Source organism: Novosphingobium decolorationis (assembly GCF_018417475.1).
Taxonomy (GTDB): domain Bacteria; phylum Pseudomonadota; class Alphaproteobacteria; order Sphingomonadales; family Sphingomonadaceae; genus Novosphingobium; species Novosphingobium decolorationis.
In genome coordinates this window covers 328140-344657 of record NZ_CP054856.1, presented here as the reverse complement: position 1 = coordinate 344657, position 16518 = coordinate 328140, and the positions used below count along the sequence as shown (strand labels likewise).

General features: G+C 65.4%; 13 protein-coding genes. 5 read left to right on the top strand and 8 right to left on the bottom strand.

Features of this window, described 5'->3' with window-relative positions; genetic code table 11:
- Nucleotides 1–6 precede the first annotated feature (6 nt).
- The gene (gene acs / locus HT578_RS01670; protein WP_213501774.1) at nt 7–1956 is read right to left on the bottom strand and encodes an acetate--CoA ligase; all 1950 of its coding nucleotides are present in this window, start codon (nt 1954–1956) and stop codon (nt 7–9) included.
- 179 nt (nt 1957–2135) lie between these two features.
- Here acs and HT578_RS01665 point away from each other — a divergent pair, with 179 nt between their 5' ends.
- The 4 genes from HT578_RS01665 to HT578_RS01650 all read left to right on the top strand — a co-directional run bounded on the left by HT578_RS01665 (nt 2136) and on the right by HT578_RS01650 (nt 7880).
- On the top strand, nt 2136–3542 hold the full coding sequence (locus HT578_RS01665; RefSeq protein WP_239026433.1) for a DcaP family trimeric outer membrane transporter: 1407 nt from the start codon (nt 2136–2138) through the stop codon (nt 3540–3542).
- A gap of 67 nt (nt 3543–3609) precedes the next feature.
- Nucleotides 3610–5286 carry an MFS transporter gene (locus HT578_RS01660; protein WP_039393710.1) on the top strand — a complete coding sequence of 559 codons (1677 nt, stop codon included), beginning with the start codon at nt 3610–3612 and terminating at the stop codon, nt 5284–5286.
- A gap of 123 nt (nt 5287–5409) precedes the next feature.
- Complete coding sequence (locus HT578_RS01655) at nt 5410–5925, top strand: GNAT family N-acetyltransferase (RefSeq protein ID WP_039393712.1); 516 nt, start codon at nt 5410–5412, stop codon at nt 5923–5925.
- 71 nt (nt 5926–5996) lie between these two features.
- Nucleotides 5997–7880, top strand: coding sequence for an AMP-binding protein (locus tag HT578_RS01650; protein WP_213501772.1), 1884 nt, complete (start codon nt 5997–5999; stop codon nt 7878–7880).
- Nucleotides 7881–7963: 83 nt separating this feature from the next.
- On the opposite strand, the gene lpdA is transcribed toward HT578_RS01650, so the two are convergent.
- The 4 genes from lpdA to HT578_RS01630 are packed head-to-tail and all read right to left on the bottom strand — an operon-like array spanning nt 7964 to nt 11476.
- Nucleotides 7964–9376 carry a dihydrolipoyl dehydrogenase gene (lpdA, locus tag HT578_RS01645; RefSeq protein ID WP_039393716.1) on the bottom strand — a complete coding sequence of 471 codons (1413 nt, stop codon included), beginning with the start codon at nt 9374–9376 and terminating at the stop codon, nt 7964–7966.
- Between the two features lie 4 nt (nt 9377–9380).
- On the bottom strand, nt 9381–9770 hold the full coding sequence (locus HT578_RS01640) for an acyl-CoA thioesterase (protein ID WP_371710868.1): 390 nt from the start codon (nt 9768–9770) through the stop codon (nt 9381–9383).
- Between the two features lies 1 nt (nt 9771).
- Complete coding sequence (locus HT578_RS01635) at nt 9772–10176, bottom strand: acyl-CoA thioesterase (RefSeq protein WP_084592244.1); 405 nt, start codon at nt 10174–10176, stop codon at nt 9772–9774.
- A 1-nt stretch (nt 10177) separates the two neighbouring features.
- Complete coding sequence (locus HT578_RS01630; RefSeq protein ID WP_039393718.1) at nt 10178–11476, bottom strand: pyruvate dehydrogenase complex dihydrolipoamide acetyltransferase; 1299 nt, start codon at nt 11474–11476, stop codon at nt 10178–10180.
- Nucleotides 11477–11640: 164 nt separating this feature from the next.
- On the opposite strand from HT578_RS01630, the gene HT578_RS01625 reads away from it, so the two are divergent.
- On the top strand, nt 11641–12102 hold the full coding sequence (locus HT578_RS01625) for a universal stress protein (protein ID WP_039395529.1): 462 nt from the start codon (nt 11641–11643) through the stop codon (nt 12100–12102).
- 68 nt (nt 12103–12170) lie between these two features.
- On the opposite strand, the gene rnr is transcribed toward HT578_RS01625, so the two are convergent.
- The 3 genes from rnr to HT578_RS01610 all read right to left on the bottom strand — a co-directional run bounded on the left by rnr (nt 12171) and on the right by HT578_RS01610 (nt 16500).
- Entirely contained in the window at nt 12171–14441 is a 2271-nt protein-coding gene (rnr, locus tag HT578_RS01620) for a ribonuclease R (RefSeq protein WP_213501769.1), read from the bottom strand.
- Nucleotides 14442–14501: 60 nt separating this feature from the next.
- Entirely contained in the window at nt 14502–15833 is a 1332-nt protein-coding gene (locus HT578_RS01615) for a M20/M25/M40 family metallo-hydrolase (protein WP_213501766.1), read from the bottom strand.
- 61 nt (nt 15834–15894) lie between these two features.
- Nucleotides 15895–16500, bottom strand: coding sequence for a DUF805 domain-containing protein (locus tag HT578_RS01610; RefSeq protein ID WP_213501762.1), 606 nt, complete (start codon nt 16498–16500; stop codon nt 15895–15897).
- Nucleotides 16501–16518 lie beyond the last annotated feature (18 nt).

The following is a 16518-nucleotide window of genomic DNA, read 5'->3' as shown; positions in this document are numbered from 1 at the left end:
AGCCTGTCAGGCCGTGGCCGGCTGCGGGCGGTTCTCGATCAGGTTGTCGACCACCGAGGGGTCTGCCAGCGTCGAGGTGTCGCCCAGGCTCGAAACATCATTCTCGCCGATCTTGCGCAGGATGCGGCGCATGATCTTGCCCGAACGGGTCTTGGGAAGGCCGGGTGCGAACTGGATCACATCGGGCGTTGCGATCGGGCCGATCTCGTGGCGCACCCACTTGATGAGTTCGCGGCGCAGGTCCTCGTCCGCCTCGACCCCGCTGTTCGTGGTCACGAAGGCGTAGATGCCCTGCCCCTTGATCTCGTGCGGCATGCCCACAACCGCAGCCTCGGCGACCTTGTGATGGGCAACGAGCGCAGATTCGATCTCGGCGGTCCCCATACGGTGGCCCGAGACGTTGATGACGTCGTCGATGCGGCCCGTGATCCAGTAGTAGCCATCCTCGTCGCGGCGACAGCCGTCGCCGGTGAAGTAGAAGCCCTTGAAGGTGCTGAAATAGGTCTGGAAGAAGCGCTCGTGATCGCCCCAGACGGTGCGCATCTGCCCCGGCCAGCTGTCGGCGACGACAAGGCAGCCCTCGCCCGCCCCCGTCATTTCCTTGCCGTCGTTGTCGAGCAGCATGGGGCGCACGCCGAACATCGGCTTGGAAGCGGAGCCCGGCTTGAGGTCGGTTGCGCCGGGAAGCGGGGTGATCATCACGCCGCCCGTCTCGGTCTGCCACCAGGTGTCGACGATGGGACAGCGGCCCTCACCTACCACATTGTAGTACCAGGACCAGGCTTCGGGGTTGATCGGTTCGCCCACCGAACCCAGCACCTTGAGGCTCTTGCGGCTGGTGGCCTTCACGTAGTCATCGCCCTCGCGCATCAGCGCGCGCAGAGCGGTCGGCGCGCCGTAGAAGATCTCGACCTCGTACTTGTCGACGATCTGCCAGAAGCGGCTCGCGTCCGGGAAGCTGGGCACGCCCTCGAACATCACCGTGGTCGCGCCGTTCATCAGCGGCCCGTAGACGACGTAGGAGTGGCCCGTCACCCACCCGATGTCGGCCGCGCACCAGTAGATCTGGCCGGGGCGGTAGTCGAAGACGTACTCGTGCGTCATCGAGGCCCAGACCGAGTAGCCACCGGTGGTGTGGAGCACGCCCTTGGGCTTGCCGGTCGATCCCGAGGTGTAGAGGATGAACAGCGGGTCTTCCGCGTTCATCTCCTCCGGGGCGCAGTCGACCGATTGCTCGGCAACGCTGGTCGCCCAATCGATGTCACGGCCTTCGACCATGGGCACGTCCGCGCCGGTGTGGGCGAGAACAACCACGGTCTCGACGCCGGGGCAGTCCTCCAGCGCTTCGTCGACATTGGCCTTGAGCGGGACGCGCTTGCCGCCACGCAGCCCCTGGTCGGCGGTGAGGACAATGGAGCTGTCGCAATCGGTGATGCGCCCCGCCAGTGCGTCGGGCGAGAAGCCGGCAAAGACAATGGAGTGGATCGCACCGATGCGCGCACAGGCCAGCATCGCCACGGCCGCTTCGGGCACCATTGGAAGGTAGATCGTGACCCGATCCCCCTTCGTGACGCCGCGCGCCTTCAGAAGGTTGGCAAAGCGGCACACGTCCTCGTGCAGCTGGCGGTAGGTGATGCGGCGTTCCGGGTCCTTGGGATCGTCTGGTTCCCACAGGATCGCGATCTGGTCGCCGCGTTCGGCAAGGTGCCGGTCAAGTGCATTGGCCGAGAGGTTGAGCGTACCATCGGGGAACCAGGAGATGCCGAAATCGGCCTCGTGGAAGCTCGTCTGCTTGACCACGCTGAAGGGCTTGATCCAGTCGATCCGCTGCGCCTCGTCACGCCAGAAGCCTTCCGGATCGTCGAGAGAGCGCTGGTACTTCTCCATGTAGGTGTCTTGGTTGATGAGTGCATTCTTTGCCCAGTCCTCAGGGACGGGATAAAGGGCCTCGACCATGGGTATCTCCTCTCCGGTATGTTGCGCGCCGGTTAATCCGGGTTTGAGCGTCCTCTAGCACATTCCACGTTCTCCACCGACATTAGACAATGGTCGTAGTACTGCGCCAAAGGTCGGGATGGTGCCCGCCTCTCTTCTTCCAGAACATAGCAGGGCCAGGGCACTGGAGGAGAGGAGAGATGTCCATGAACAGGCGCTGGTCCTGTGCCCTGCTCGCAGCGACGAGCCTGGCGGCCCCGCACGTCGCCCAGGCCGCGATCACCGAGCGCGAAGCGGCCCTGGAAGCCCGGCTCGAGCGGCTCGAGGCCGAGATGCAGCAATTGCGGGCGGACCTGGCCGCCGCGCGCGAGGACCAGGCCGAAGCCGACACCCGCACGCAGGAGGCGCTGGCAAGCGTTACCGCCCAGAACGCCGAAGTGGCGACCCGCGTCGCGGCCGCCGAAACCGCCCGCCCCAAGACCGAAAATGGCTTCACCGTCGGTGCCACCCGCTTCACGCTCGGCGGCTACGTTCGCGTCAACGCGATTGCCTCGCGCTGGAGCGAGGGCGATGTCGGCGTCGGCGCGCTGGGCAAGGAGTTCTACCTTCCCCAGCACATTCCGGTCGGCGATGCGCCTTCCAGCACCGACATGACCATGATGGCCCGCCAGACCCGCTTCTCGCTCGGCGCGGCGACGCCCGTCGGCGACAAGGAGATCAAGGGCTACCTGGAATTCGACTTCGCGCTCGCCACCGCACCTGCGGGCGCGCAGCGCGCGACCAACCCCTACACACCGACCTTGCGCCGCGCGTTCCTCCAATACGATCACTGGCTGATCGGGCAGGAATGGTCGACCTTCCAGAACACCGCGGTCCTGCCGGAATCGACCGACTTTGCAGGGCCCATCGAGGGCACCGTGTTCAACCGCCAGACACAGATCCGCTACACCACCCGGCTGAGCCCCGGACTGGAGCTGGCGGTTGCACTGGAGAACCCGCAGACCGAGATCCTGTCCAGCGCTTCACCGGGTTATCTCGATCTCGATGAGGACCGTCTGCCCGATCTGGTCGGACGGCTCAACTGGACGAATTCGCTGGGCAGCTTCACCCTGGCAGGCATCGTGCGCGAACTGCGCTCGGAACTGGGAGGCGACAAGCACACCGCCGCAGGCTGGGGCATCTCGGGCTCGGGCAAGATCCCCTTCGGCCCCGACAACCGCCACGACCTGCGCTTCATGGCAACCTATGGCCAGGGCATCGGGCGCTATCTCGGGCTTGGCTTCGTAGGCGACGTGATGCAGCCCCAGGCAGGCGACGATCTGGCCGTCATCGACAACTTTGCCGCGCTGGCCGCGCTCAAGCTGGGATGGGGCGGCACCCTGCGCTCGACCTTCATGGGTGGCTACCAGAGCGCCAGTTACCCCGGTGGCCTGCTGGTTCACGACATGGCCAACAAGCGGGCCTGGAGTGCGGCGGCCAACCTGTTCTGGACGCCGGTCGAGCATTTCGACGTCGGCGTCGAATACCGCCACGCCCTGCGCGAGACGGTTTCGGGTGCGGACGGCGCGCTCGACCGCATGGAGTTCGCCGCCAAGTACAGTTTCTAAGAGGGACAACACGCGGCTGCCCGGCCCGCCCTTGCGCGGACCGGCAGCCATCACGGGAGAGTTTGCAATGGCCACGACATACGAAGAATACGATGGCTTGCCCAAGCACCACAAGGCCACGGGCAAGGAGAAGCTGGTCATCACCGCGTCCTCGCTGGGCACGGTGTTCGAGTGGTACGATTTCTATCTCTATGGGCTTCTCGCCAGTTTCATTTCCCGCACGTTCTTCTCGGGCGTGAACGAGACCACCGGCTTCATCCTCGCACTCGGCGCGTTCGCGGCCGGTTTCGCGGTGCGCCCCTTCGGCGCGCTCGTGTTCGGGCGCGTGGGCGACCTTGTCGGGCGCAAATACACCTTCCTTGTCACGATGGGCCTGATGGGCGTCTCGACGTTCGCGGTCGGTCTTCTGCCCGGCTACGACACGCTGGGCATTGCCTCGCCGATCATCCTGGTCGCGCTGCGCGTGGTCCAGGGCCTGGCGCTGGGCGGTGAATATGGCGGCGCGGCGACCTACGTGGCCGAGCATGCCCCCTCCAACAAGCGCGGACTCTACACCAGCTTCATCCAGATCACCGCGACCTTCGGCCTGTTCGCCGCGCTTCTCATCGTGCTGGGCGTGCGCACCGGCATGGGCGAGGACACCTTCGCAGGCTGGGGCTGGCGCGTGCCGTTCCTGCTCTCGGCGATCCTCCTGGGCGTATCGATGTGGATCCGCCTGCAGCTCAACGAAAGCCCCGTCTACCAGAAGATGAAGGAGGAAGGCACGACCTCGAAGGCCCCCATTACCGAGGCCTTCGGCCAGTGGGGCAATCTCAAGTTCGTGCTCATTGCCCTGTTCGGCGCCGTCGCGGGCCAGGCCGTCGTCTGGTACACGGGCCAGTTCTACGCGATGTTCTACCTTGAAAAGATCCTCAAGGTGGATGGCGCGACGACCAACTACCTGATCGCCATCGCGCTGGCGCTGGGCACTCCGCTCTTCGTCTTCTTTGGCTGGCTGTCGGACCGTATCGGGCGCAAGTACATCATCCTGGGCGGCTGCCTGCTCGGCGCGGTGAGCTACTTCCCCGCCTTCCACGCGCTGTCCGAAGCCGCCAACCCGGCTCTGGCCCGTGCGACCGCCTCGGCCCCCGTCGTCGTGACCGCGCATGAAGGCGAGTGCTCGTTCCAGTTCGATCCGATCGGCAAGAACAAGTTCGACGCCAGCAGCTGCGACATCGCCAAGGCATTTCTCGCCAAGAATGGCATCAACTACACCAATGCCAAGGCTCCCGCAGGCACCATCGCCTCGGTCTCGGTGGGAGGTACCTCGCTCGTCGCCCCCGATCCCGCCCGGATCCAGGGTGAGGCGCGCGCGGCCGCCATCACCGCCTACCAGGGCCAGGTCGACACCGCGCTTGCCAACGCGGGCTATCCGGCGGCCGCCAACCCGGACGAGATCGACACGGTCAAGGTCGTTGCGATCCTGTTCTACCTCGTGGTGCTCGTCACCATGGTTTACGGCCCGATTGCCGCGATGCTGGTCGAACTGTTCCCGACCAAGATCCGCTACACCTCGATGTCGCTTCCCTACCACCTGGGCAACGGCTGGTTCGGCGGCTTCCTGCCCACCACGGCCTTCGCAATGGTCGCTGCGACCGGCGATATCTACTACGGCCTGTGGTACCCTGTCGTTGTCGCGATCCTGACGGTCGTCATCGGTGTCATCTTCCTGCCCGAAACGTTCCGTCGCAATATCGACGACTGATTGATCACGAAGCCAGAGCGTGATCCACTTCTCGCCGCCTCCGCAACCTGATTTCAATCAAGGTGCGGGGGCGGCGCCACGCCTACAGATATCGGTACACCCTCTCCAAACGGAGTATTCCAGATGTCCACTATCACAGCCGTCACCCTCCCCACCCGCTCAGGGCTCGATCTCGATGTGCGGCCCGCAACCGAGGCCGATGCCGGGATCCTCTCGGAATTCTTCGACCGGGTGAGCGACGAGGACCGCCGCTTCCGCTTCTTTGCCGCGGCCGAGCACGTCAGCGAAGCGCAGCTTGCACCGATGGTCCACGCCGACCACTTCCGCACCGAATCCTGGCTGGGCTTCAACACCGCGACCGGCGAACTCATTGCCTCGGGCCTCCTCGCCTGCGACGGCCCGCTCGACACGGGCGAGATCGCGATCTCGGTAGCCAACGCTTACAAAGGCCAGGGCGTGGGCTGGGCCATGCTCGATTTCCTCGCCAAACAGGCCAAGGAGCGGGGGTGCCGCCGCGCCATCGCCATCGAGAGCCGCGACAACCACGCCGCCATCGAGCTCGAACGCGAGAAGGGCTTTGTTCCCGAACCCTTCGATGGAGACCCTACCATGGTCGTACTGTCCAAGTCGTTTCGATAGGGGCACAACAAAAGCGGCCGACACCCCCTAGAAGAGGAGATCGGGGTGTCGGATGAGGAGGAGAGGACAACATGAGTGATGCCTATCGGCAGACCTGGGATCTGAGCATCAAGCATCCCGAGGCGTTCTGGAGCCAGGCCGCGCGCGCAATCGACTGGATCACGCCGCCCGACACCACCTACGATCCCGACCGGGGCTGGTTTGCCGGAGGCACGCTCAACACCGCCTGGAACGCGGTGGATCGCCATGTCGCCAACGGGCGCGGCGAGGATTGCGCCCTCATCTACGACAGCCCCGTTACCGGCACCGTCGAGCGCTGGACCTATGCCGGGCTGCAGGACGAGGTCGGCCGCGTCGCGGCGATGCTCGAGGCCCGGGGCGTTGGACGGGGCGACCGTGTCGTCATCTACATGCCGATGATCCCGCAGACCGTGTTTGCGATGCTCGCCTGCGCACGCCTGGGCGCGATCCACTCGGTCGTCTTCGGGGGCTTTGCCGCGCACGAACTGGCCAAGCGCATCGACGATGCGACGCCGCGTGCGCTCCTTACCGCCTCGTGCGGGATCGAAGGCAGTCGCACCATCGCCTACAAGCCTCTCGTCGACGAGGCGCTTGCCAGCGCGCAGCACGAGGTCGAGAGCGTCCTCGTGTTCCAGCGCCCGCAGGTGGCCGCCGAACTGCGCGCCCCGCGCGACCACGATTGGGCGGCTCTGCGCGAAGAGACGGCGCATCTCCCTATTCCGCCCTGTGCGGAAATGGCGGCGAATGATCCGCTCTACATCCTCTACACGTCCGGCACGACCGGTACGCCCAAGGGCGTCGTGCGCGAAAATGGAGGCCACGCCGTCAACCTCGCCTGGTCGATGCCCGCGATCTACGACGTCGGGCCGGGGGATGTGTTCTGGGCAGCTTCGGACGTGGGCTGGGTCGTGGGCCACAGCTACATCGTCTATGCGCCGCTGCTGGCAGGCGCGACGACCGTCCTCTTCGAAGGCAAGCCGGTCGGCACGCCCGATGCAGGGACGTTCTGGCGCGTCATCCAGCGCCACAAGGTCAAGACCTTCTTCACCGCCCCGACCGCGATCCGCGCCATCCGCAAGGAAGACCCGGAGGCGAGTTTCCTCCAGGAAATCGGTACAGGCGATCTCAAGGTGATTTTCCTGGCCGGAGAGCGCGCCGATCCCGAGACCATATCCTGGGCCGAGGAGCACACCCGCCTGCCCGTGATCGACCACTGGTGGCAGACCGAACTGGGCGCACCTGCCATCGCCACCTGCTTCGGCCTTGGCGACACGCGCCGCAAGCGTGGCAGCGCAGGCTTTCCCGTGCCGGGCAACGCTTTTGCGATCCTCGGTGAGGACGGCCAGCCCGTTCCCGATGGCAAGAGCGGTGCCGTGGTCATGCGCGAGCCTCTGGCCCCGTGTGCCTTCCGCACGCTCTGGAACAACCCGGCAGGCTACGCGAAGAACTTCACGTCCTTCCCCGGCTTCTACGAAACCGGAGATGCCGGCCATTTCGACGCGGAAGGCTTCCTCCACATCATGGGCCGCACCGATGACATCATCAATGTCGCCGGGCACCGCCTTTCGACCGGACAGATGGAGCAGATCGTCGCCACCGTCGATGGCGTGGCCGAGTGCGCGGTGATCGGCGCGGACGATGCGCTCAAGGGCCAGATCCCGATTGCCTTCGTGATCCCCCGCGCCGGGGCGAGCGATCTGGAGAGCCTGGCCCCTCGCGTCATTGCCGAGGTGCGCAGCGAACTGGGCGCCGTGGCCGCGCTCAAGACCGCGTTTGTCGTGCCCCAGCTGCCCAAGACCCGCTCGGGCAAGATCCTGCGCAATGTCCTGCGCAAGATCATGAACGGCGAGGACTTCCCCCCACCCCCGACCATCGAGGATCCGGGCGCACTCGACGCGATCCGCGCGGTTGTCTTTCCCAAGGCGGCGGCCTGAGAGCGCACGAGAACCCCAAACGAAGAAGGGCGGACCGCAAGGCCCGCCCTTTCTCGTTTGTAGATCCCTTGGGGACCCGCCGATCAGATGTGGATCGCGCGGCCAAAGGCGGCGAGCACGGATTCGTGCATCGATTCCGAGATCGTGGGGTGCGGGAAGACCGTCTGCATCAGTTCGGCTTCGGTCGTCTCGAGCGTCTTGCCCACGACGTAGCCCTGGATCATCTCGGTGACTTCCGCGCCGACCATGTGCGCGCCCAGCAGTTCGCCGGTCTTCGCGTCGAACACCGTCTTCACGAAGCCTTCCGGTTCGCCCAGCGCAATGGCCTTGCCGTTGCCGATGAAGGGGAACGTGCCCGCCTTGACGGTGTAGCCCGCTTCCTTGGCCTTGGCTTCGGTCATGCCGACAGAGGCCACCTGCGGGTGGCAATAGGTGCAGCCCGGGATGTTGTTGCGGTCAAGACCGTGCGGGTGCACGTCCTTGTTGCCCAGTTCCTGCGCGATGGCTTCGGCCGCCGTCACACCCTCGTGGCTGGCCTTGTGGGCGAGCCAGGGGCCGGGGGTGCAGTCACCGATGGCCCACAGGCCCTTGACGCCGGTGCGGCCGTAGTCGTCGATCTGGATGAAGCCGCGCTCGAGCTTGGCGCCGACCTTTTCCAGCCCCACGTTCTCGGTGTTGGGCACGATGCCCACGGCCGAGATCACGTGGCTGTAGGTTTCCTCGGTGACCTTGCCGTCCTTGGCCTTGATCTTGACCTTCACGTCCTTCGCACCGGCCTTGACGTCCTGCACGGCGGTTTCGGTCAGGATCTTCATGCCCTGCTTGGTCAGCGCCTTGTGCATGAAGGCCGAGACGTCCTTGTCTTCCACCGGCATGATGCGGTCGACCATCTCGACGATGGTGACGTCGACGCCCATGTCGTTGTAGAAGCTCGCGAACTCGACGCCGATCGCGCCCGAGCCCATGACCAGAAGCTTGGTCGGCATCTCGGTCGGGGTCATCGCGTGGCGGTAGGTCCACACGCGCTTGCCGTCAACGGGCGCATTAGGAAGTTCGCGCGCACGCGCGCCAGTCGCCACGATGATGTGCTTGGCCGAGATGGTTTCCTTGCCCTTCTCGCCCGCGACCTCGATCTTGCCGTCGCCCACCAGCGTGCCGGTGCCCATGTGGACGGTGATCTTGTTCTTCTTCATCAGGTGCGTGACGCCCTGGTTCAGCTGCTTGGCCACGCCGCGCGAGCGCTTGACCACGGCATCGAGATCGGCGCGGATATTGTCCGCGGCCAGGCCGTAGTTCTTGGCATGCTGCATCTGGTGAAACACTTCGGCCGAGCGCAGTAGCGCCTTGGTCGGGATGCAGCCCCAGTTGAGGCAGATGCCGCCGAGCAGCTCGCGCTCGACAATGGCGGTCTTCAGGCCAAGCTGCGCCGCACGGATGGCCGAAACGTAGCCGCCGGGGCCGGAGCCGAGGACGATGACGTCGTAGGTGTCTGCCACTGTCTTATTTCTCCTGTTCGATCTCGCGGGGCCTGCCCGCCTCGTCGATCGCGACGAAGGTGAAGACCGCCTGGGTCACCTTCACGCGCTCTTCTTCATAGCGATGGCGGCGCCAGGCCTCGATGGCGATGGTCATCGAGGTGCGGCCCACCTTCTGGATGTCGCCGTAGACGGAGACTTCGTCCCCGATGCTCACCGGCTTGTGAAACTGCATCGAATCCATGGCGATGGTCACGGCACGCCCGCGCGAAAATCGCGCGGCGATGAGCCCGGCGGCCATGTCCATCTGGCTCACCAGCCAGCCACCGAAGATGTCGCCATAAGCGTTGGTGTCGGCTGGACGCGCGGAGACGCGGATCACCGCCTCGCGCTTGTCTGCGATCATATCCTGCATGTCATGCTTCCTTGCGCCCGTCGGCCAGGGGCTTGGGACGGTCGTTCGCGTCGAGGCCGACGAAGGTAAAGGTGCCGTTGGCCACTTCCACTTCCTCGTCACTGGCCCGGGCTCGGCCGAAACCGCGCGTGCGCACCGTCATCGAGGTGCGGCCCACGCGCAGGACATCGGCGTAGACGTTGAGCTCGTCGCCCACCTGCATTGCGCCCGGAAAGGCGAAATCGGTGGCGCCCACGACAACGGCCTTGAGGCCGGTGCGCCGGGTGACGAGGGAACTCGCGCCAAGGGCCAGCTGGCACATCAGCCAGCCCCCGAAGACCCCGCCGTAGGGATTGAGATCGGTGGGCATGGCGGTGACGCGGATGACCAGGTCACCCACCTCGCCATGCCCTGATCCCGTGTCCATCTCAGGCGATCATCCCGAGCGGGTTCTCGACGAAGTCCTTGAACGCGGCCATCAGGCGCGCGCCGTCGGCACCGTCGATGGCGCGGTGGTCGAAGCTGCCGGTCGCGCTCATCACGGTGGCAACACCGAGCGAACCGTCTTCCATGACCCAGGGCTGCTTCTGACCGGCGCCAATCGCCATGATCATGCCCTGCGGCGGGTTCACCACCGCCGAGAAGGACTTGATGCCCATCATGCCCATGTTCGAGATCGACGCCGTACCGCCCTGGTATTCCTCGGGCTTGAGCTTGCCTTCCTTGGCGCGGGTGCCAAGGTCCTTGGTCATCTTCGCGATCTGCGAGAACGACTTGTTGTTGGCGTCCGGCACGATCGGGGTGATCAGGCCATTGGGGATCGAGACGGCAACCGAGATGTCGGCACGTTCGTACTTGATGAGCTCGGTGCCCGCGAAGGACACGTTGCACTCGGGAACTTCGACCAGCGCCATGCCGAGCGCCTTGACCAGCATGTCGTTGACCGAGACCTTGAGGCCGCGGCTCGCGAGCGTCTCGTTCACCTGCGCGCGCAGCGCCATCAGCGCGTCGAGCTTCACGTCCACCGACAGGTAGATGTGCGGCGCTTCCTGCTTGGACTGGGTGAGGCGCTTGGCGATCGTCTTGCGCATGCCCGAGAGCGTCTCGATGGTGTGCGGCACGCGATCGTCCAGGATCGAGGCTGCGCTGGAGACGGCCGGTGCAGCTGCGGGCGCCGGAGCGGCGGCGGCGGCAGGCGCTTCGGCCTTGCCGGGCTCGGCGTTCTCGACGTCCGCCTTCACGATCCGACCATTCGGGCCCGAGCCCTTGATGGTTGCAAGGTCGAGGCCCTTGTCGGCGGCAATGCGGCGCGCGAGCGGCGAGGCCTTGATGCGGCTGTCGTCGGACTTCGCGGCGGCGGGAGCCGGGCTCGGCGAGGGAGCGGGCGCGCTGGAAGCCGGGGCCGCAGCCTCTTCTTCCTTGGCGGCAGGGGCCGAAGCAGGAGCTGCGGAGACGTCGGCGTCGGCCAGAGCGGAGGCATCCTCACCCTCCTCGGCCAGCAGCGCGATGACCGTGCCGACCTTCACGCCTTCGGTGCCCTCGGGCACGGCGATCTTGCCGATCACGCCTTCATCGACCGCCTCGAATTCCATCGTGGCCTTGTCGGTTTCGATCTCGGCCATGATGTCGCCCGAGCTGACGGTGTCGCCTTCCTTGACCAGCCATTTGGCCAGCTTGCCCTCTTCCATCGTGGGGGAAAGGGCGGGCATCTTGATCTCGATGGGCATGGAAGCTTTTTTGTCCCTTATTTCCGTGGGGAGGCGTTTCAGGTTGCCCCTTCATTGAACAAGTTGCAGCTTGCGCACAAGCTCCCAACAGGTGCTTTTTTCGCATATGGGATGGGTTGCGCGCAGGCTCAATACCCCTGATAAAGCGCGGTGAGAGGATGAATATGCGCGTATATCTGGTCATTGTGGACGAAAGCGACGAGGCTCTGGTGGCGCTGCATTACGCCGCGCGCAGAGCTGCAAAAACCGAAGGTGCACTTCACCTTCTTGCAATCGTACCCCCTCAGGAGTTCAACGCCTTCGCCGGCGTGCAGGCCACGATCGAGGAGGAAGCGCGCGCGCGGGCCGAGACTCTGGTGACGGCAGCGGCCGGCAACCTGCTCTCGCAAGGTGCGAAGATGCCGCTGATTTCCGTCGAGGTCGGCGAGGACATCAAAGTCGTGCGCAAGTACCTTGAAGCCCACCCCGAAGTCTCCGCGCTGGTGCTGGGCGCTGCGCGCGAGGGAGGCCCGGGCCCCCTCGTCTCGCACTTCACCGGTTCGGGCCTTGCGCGCATGGCCTGTCCGGTCTTCGTCGTGCCGGGCAACCTCGACGATGCCGCCATCGAGCGCCTCGCCGACAACTAGGTTACTGGCTGTCACACCCGGCATCGCGCCGACCGATTTCGTCGGGGCGATGCCAGTTGATCGCGGGATCAGCGCTTCTTGCCGCGTCCCTGGTGGCGGATGTTCGCCGGGCGACCGCGCTTTCCGACCAGATGCTTGCCACGGTGCTTGAGCGGCGCGGGTTTGCCGCGCGGTTCGATCCGGCCACCGCCCTCTTCCAGCTCGAACTTGAGCGCGCCGGTCAGAGGGTTCGCTTCGGCGAGGCGCAGCGGCAGGATCTGCCCGATGGCGTACGTCGTGCCGCTCCGTTCGCCTTGCAGAACCTGCTTCTTTTCATCGTAATCAAAGCGCTCGTCGCCCAGCGTCGAGACCGGGACGAGCCCATCGCCGCCGAGCGAAATGATTGTCGCGAAGAAGCCGAACTTCTGGACGCCGGTAATGCGGGTCTGAAAGACCTCACCCACGCGCGAGGCGAGCCAGGCCGCAACATAGCGGTCGATAGTTTCGCGCTCGGCTTCCATCGCGCGGCGCTCGGCCTTGCTGATGGCATCGGTCACCCGGCCAAGATCCTCGCGGTCACGCTCGGAAAGGCCACTGGTTGCCGGGATGTCGCCCTTTGGAGCGGGCTGTTCGAGATGGTAGGCATCGACGAGCGCACGGTGGACCAGAAGGTCGGCATAGCGACGGATCGGCGAGGTGAAGTGGGCGTAGGAGCCCAGCGCAAGACCGAAGTGCCCGGCGTTGCGCGGCCCATAGTACGCCTGGGTCTGGCTGCGCAGGACCGCTTCCATGATGAGCGCCTTTTCAGCCTCGTCGGAAATGTCCTTGAGCATGCGGTTGAACAGCCCCGGCGTGATGACCTGACCCATCGCCAGCTTCATGTCGAAGGTGGCGAGGTAGTCCTTCAGCGCGACCAGCTTCTCGCGGCTCGGCGCTTCGTGAACACGGTAGACGACCGGCGCGACCTTGGCTTCCAGCGCCTTGGCCGCCGCGACGTTGGCCGCGATCATGAAGTCCTCGACCACGCGGTGCGCATCGAGACGTTCGCGCGTGGCGATCTCGGTGATGCGTCCTTCGGTGTCGAGCTGGACACGCCGTTCAGGCAGTTCCAGTTCGAGCGGGTCGCGGGCTTTGCGGGCCGCCGCGAGTGCCTTCCAGCAGGCCCAGAGGCCCTGGAGATTTGCGCCAGCACGATCCTCGTCGATGCGGGCCTGCGCTTCCTCGTAGGCGATCACTTCGTCGATGCGCACGATGGCGCGGGTAAAGCGCCAGTCGATGACCTTGCCCTGCGCGTCGAGGACCATGTGGCAGGCCATCGCAGCCCGATCCTCGCCCGAGCGGAGCGAACAGACGTCGGCGCTCAGGATTTCGGGCAGCATGGGCACGACTCGGTCGGGGAAGTAGACCGAATTGCCGCGCTTGCGCGCTTCCCTGTCGATACTGCCGCCCGGGCGCACGTAGAACGAGACGTCGGCAATCGCGACGAGCGCGTCGAAACCGCCATCCTCGCGCGGCTGCGCCCAGATCGCGTCGTCGTGGTCGCGCGCGTCCGACGGGTCGATGGCCACGATCGGAAGGTGGCGCAGGTCCTCACGGTCCTCGTGGTTGAGCGGCAGCTTCGCGGCGGCCTCCGCCTCGCCCAGCGTCTCTTCCTCGAAGTGATTGGGAATGCCGTGCTTGTGGATCGCGATCAGGCTGAAGGCCTTGGGCGCAAGCGGTTCGCCAAGAACCTCGGTGACCTTGACCGCCGCACGCACCGACTTGCCGATGGGCTCGGCCAGCACGAGCTCGCCCGCTTCGGCGCCGCCCAGATCGCTGATCTTGGAGGACTGGCGGATGCGCTTGTCGACGGGCTGCAACCAGCCCTGCCCCGACTTGTCGATCTCCACCACGCCCAGCATCTGTTCAGAGCGCAGGGCAAGTTTCTTCATCGGATAGCCGCGCCAGCCCGATCCGGTTTCCTCGGTCCGGGAAAGTACGCGGTCACCTTTCTTGAGCGCGCCCATCGGGTTGCGCTTGCCCTTGGCTTCGACAAGGCGGATGCGCGGCGGAGGGCTCGCGTCCTCGGGGTGCCAGGTATCGGGCACGGCAATCGCCTCGCCCTCGTCGATGTCGATCACGCGCAGCACGGTTACCTTGGGTAACCCGCCCATGCGGTGGTACGCGGTGCGCTTGCCGTCGATCAGGCCTTCCTCGGCCATATCCTTGAGCAGCGCCTTGAGCTGGATCTTCTCCTGCCCCTTCAGCGCGAAGGCGCGCGCGATCTCACGCTTGCCGGCGGGGCCGTCCGCGTTCTGGATGAAGTCGAGGATCTGCTTGCGCGTCGGCAGCCCCGGTTCGGGCCGTTTCTTGAATGCCATAGCCTTGCCATGGGACACACAGGGCCTGAATGCAATGGGCAGCGACGCGTTGAGGCTGCGTCAGTCCTGCTGGAGTGGGTAAAAGGCCCCGCCCGGCACCGCAGCCGCAATCGGGCTTTGGGCGCCGCTTGGCGAACTGGCGCTGACGCCCAGGATCCAGTCGTCCCCGCGAAGGCCCTCCAGTTTCACGCTGGTCTCGGAGGTCCCCGTGACGATGGGCTCCGCCTCCCAGTCCGCCGCGTTGGTCGCGCGCTTCCACACCGAATAGGTCGCAGCGCCCGCGACCGGCTCCCAGGTCACGTCGGTCCAGGTCTTTACGGCTGCATCGGCACGGGGTGCGGGCGGCATCGGCGACTTCGCCAGGGCACCGAGCGCCGCAATGTTCAAGTCGGTGACCTTGGCGAGATAGGGAAAATCCATGTACTCGACCGTGTCCCCGTAAAACGTACTGCCCTCGGTGCGCAGGTCCTGGTGCTGGTGATCGTAGTTCTCGACCGCGACCGTAAAGCGCACGGCCGGATAGCCCAGTTCGAGGAACGGGGTCTGGTCGCCGCCACGCCCCATGCGGTCCGCGCGCCAGATCTCGCGCACGTCGAAGGCGGGATCGATCCCCGGAACAAGGTTCGTGATGAAGCGTGAGAGGTTGCGGCCCGGACTGTCATTCTCACCGCCAAAACGCCGCGCGGCACTGCGCGTCTCGTCGGTTGCATCGGCGCGGGGACCTTCGGAGAAAAGGCGCACATGGGCATCGTCGCAATAGCCGTCCGAGCCGCACGAGCCGCCCACGATATCGTTGTTGAGGACCGCCTTCACGGTCCAGCCCTGCGCCCTGGCGTAGTCCGCCAGTACCTTTCCACCCAGAAGCCCCTGCTCTTCCCCGGAGAGCGCGGCGTAGACGATCGTTGTCGGAAACTTCTGCGGGGAGAGCGCGCGCGCGGCCTCGAGGACAAGCGCCACGCCCGAGGCATCGTCATTCGCGCCGGGAGCATCGCTGGTTGCGTCCATGACGTCGCTTACCCGGCTGTCGATGTGCCCCTGCACGATGATGACTTCATTCGGTCGTTCGGTCCCGCGCTGGATCGCGACCACATCGACAATGCGGGTCGGTTCGGGGACGCGGCGGCCGGTGACCGTCTGTTCCGGCTGAACGATATCGAGGCAGTTCCCGCACGCCGTACCGATCTTCGCGAACTCACGCGCGGCCCAGGCCCGGGCCGCACCGATCCCCCGCACCGGATCGCTCGCCGAGGACAGCGTGTGGCGGGTTCCGAAGGAAACAAGGGTCTCCACGTCGGCGCGCAGACGCGCCTCCGAGGCCGGATCCGCATGGGCGGTCATAGGGGAAAGGACGGCGCCAAGCGCGACTGCGGTGTGGAAAATGCGAGCGTTCATGGCGCGCAATGTTCCCCGCGCCAACGCAGAAAGCAAGCCTTGGCCGCAGCTCTCGCTCTGGTCAGTAGTCGTCGGGTTCCGGGCCGTAGCGGTTATCGCCATCGCTCGAGCCCATGATGCCAAAGACCACGACAAGCAGCAGGGGGACCATGCCCAGGAGCACGGCCGGCGAACTGTTGAGGCCCTGAAGGTCTGCCTGCATGGTTTCGGGATGCGCGAAGTCGAGCTTCTCGAACGCCGCTGTAACAAGGGGGATGCTGGCGATGCCGCCGCCGATGCCGACGAGCTTCAAAGCAACGGCAAGGCCCGCAATCCAGCCCGGCTTGCCGGAATCGTGGAGGCGGCGCACGAACGCGGCGACCAGCAATCCGGTTGCGACAAGGGATGCAATCGCGTTGACCCAGATCGTGCCGACCAGAGTGGATGCCATGCGTGTTCTAATCGCATCGGCCATGGCGGCTTCATTCACGCTATCCGGATTCGATGAGATGGCGTTGATGCCGTCCAGCACCATCGCACCGCCCACAATCAGACCATAGATCCACGATACGGCGAAATAGAGCACCACGAGAAACGCGGTGTAGATCCAGAAGGTCGTACGCGAATCGCGCCCTGTGAACGTGACGAGGTTCGAGAGGCAATGCCGGATCGGCTCTATCACGTTCATGGCTCGGTCCCTGTTTGC

Bases quoted from the DNA above. Each gene is read 5' to 3' on its own strand.
- acs (WP_213501774.1), bottom strand. From the start codon at position 1,956: ATGGTCGAGGCCCTTTATCCCGTCCCTGAGGACTGGGCAAAGAATGCA.
- HT578_RS01665 (WP_239026433.1), top strand. From the start codon at position 2,136: ATGTCCATGAACAGGCGCTGGTCCTGTGCCCTGCTCGCAGCGACGAGC.
- HT578_RS01660 (WP_039393710.1), top strand. From the start codon at position 3,610: ATGGCCACGACATACGAAGAATACGATGGCTTGCCCAAGCACCACAAG.
- HT578_RS01655 (WP_039393712.1), top strand. From the start codon at position 5,410: ATGTCCACTATCACAGCCGTCACCCTCCCCACCCGCTCAGGGCTCGAT.
- HT578_RS01650 (WP_213501772.1), top strand. From the start codon at position 5,997: ATGAGTGATGCCTATCGGCAGACCTGGGATCTGAGCATCAAGCATCCC.
- HT578_RS01640 (WP_371710868.1), bottom strand. From the start codon at position 9,770: ATGCAGGATATGATCGCAGACAAGCGCGAGGCGGTGATCCGCGTCTCC.
- HT578_RS01635 (WP_084592244.1), bottom strand. From the start codon at position 10,176: ATGGACACGGGATCAGGGCATGGCGAGGTGGGTGACCTGGTCATCCGC.
- HT578_RS01630 (WP_039393718.1), bottom strand. From the start codon at position 11,476: ATGCCCATCGAGATCAAGATGCCCGCCCTTTCCCCCACGATGGAAGAG.
- HT578_RS01625 (WP_039395529.1), top strand. From the start codon at position 11,641: ATGCGCGTATATCTGGTCATTGTGGACGAAAGCGACGAGGCTCTGGTG.
- rnr (WP_213501769.1), bottom strand. From the start codon at position 14,441: ATGGCATTCAAGAAACGGCCCGAACCGGGGCTGCCGACGCGCAAGCAG.
- HT578_RS01615 (WP_213501766.1), bottom strand. From the start codon at position 15,833: ATGAACGCTCGCATTTTCCACACCGCAGTCGCGCTTGGCGCCGTCCTT.
- HT578_RS01610 (WP_213501762.1), bottom strand. From the start codon at position 16,500: ATGAACGTGATAGAGCCGATCCGGCATTGCCTCTCGAACCTCGTCACG.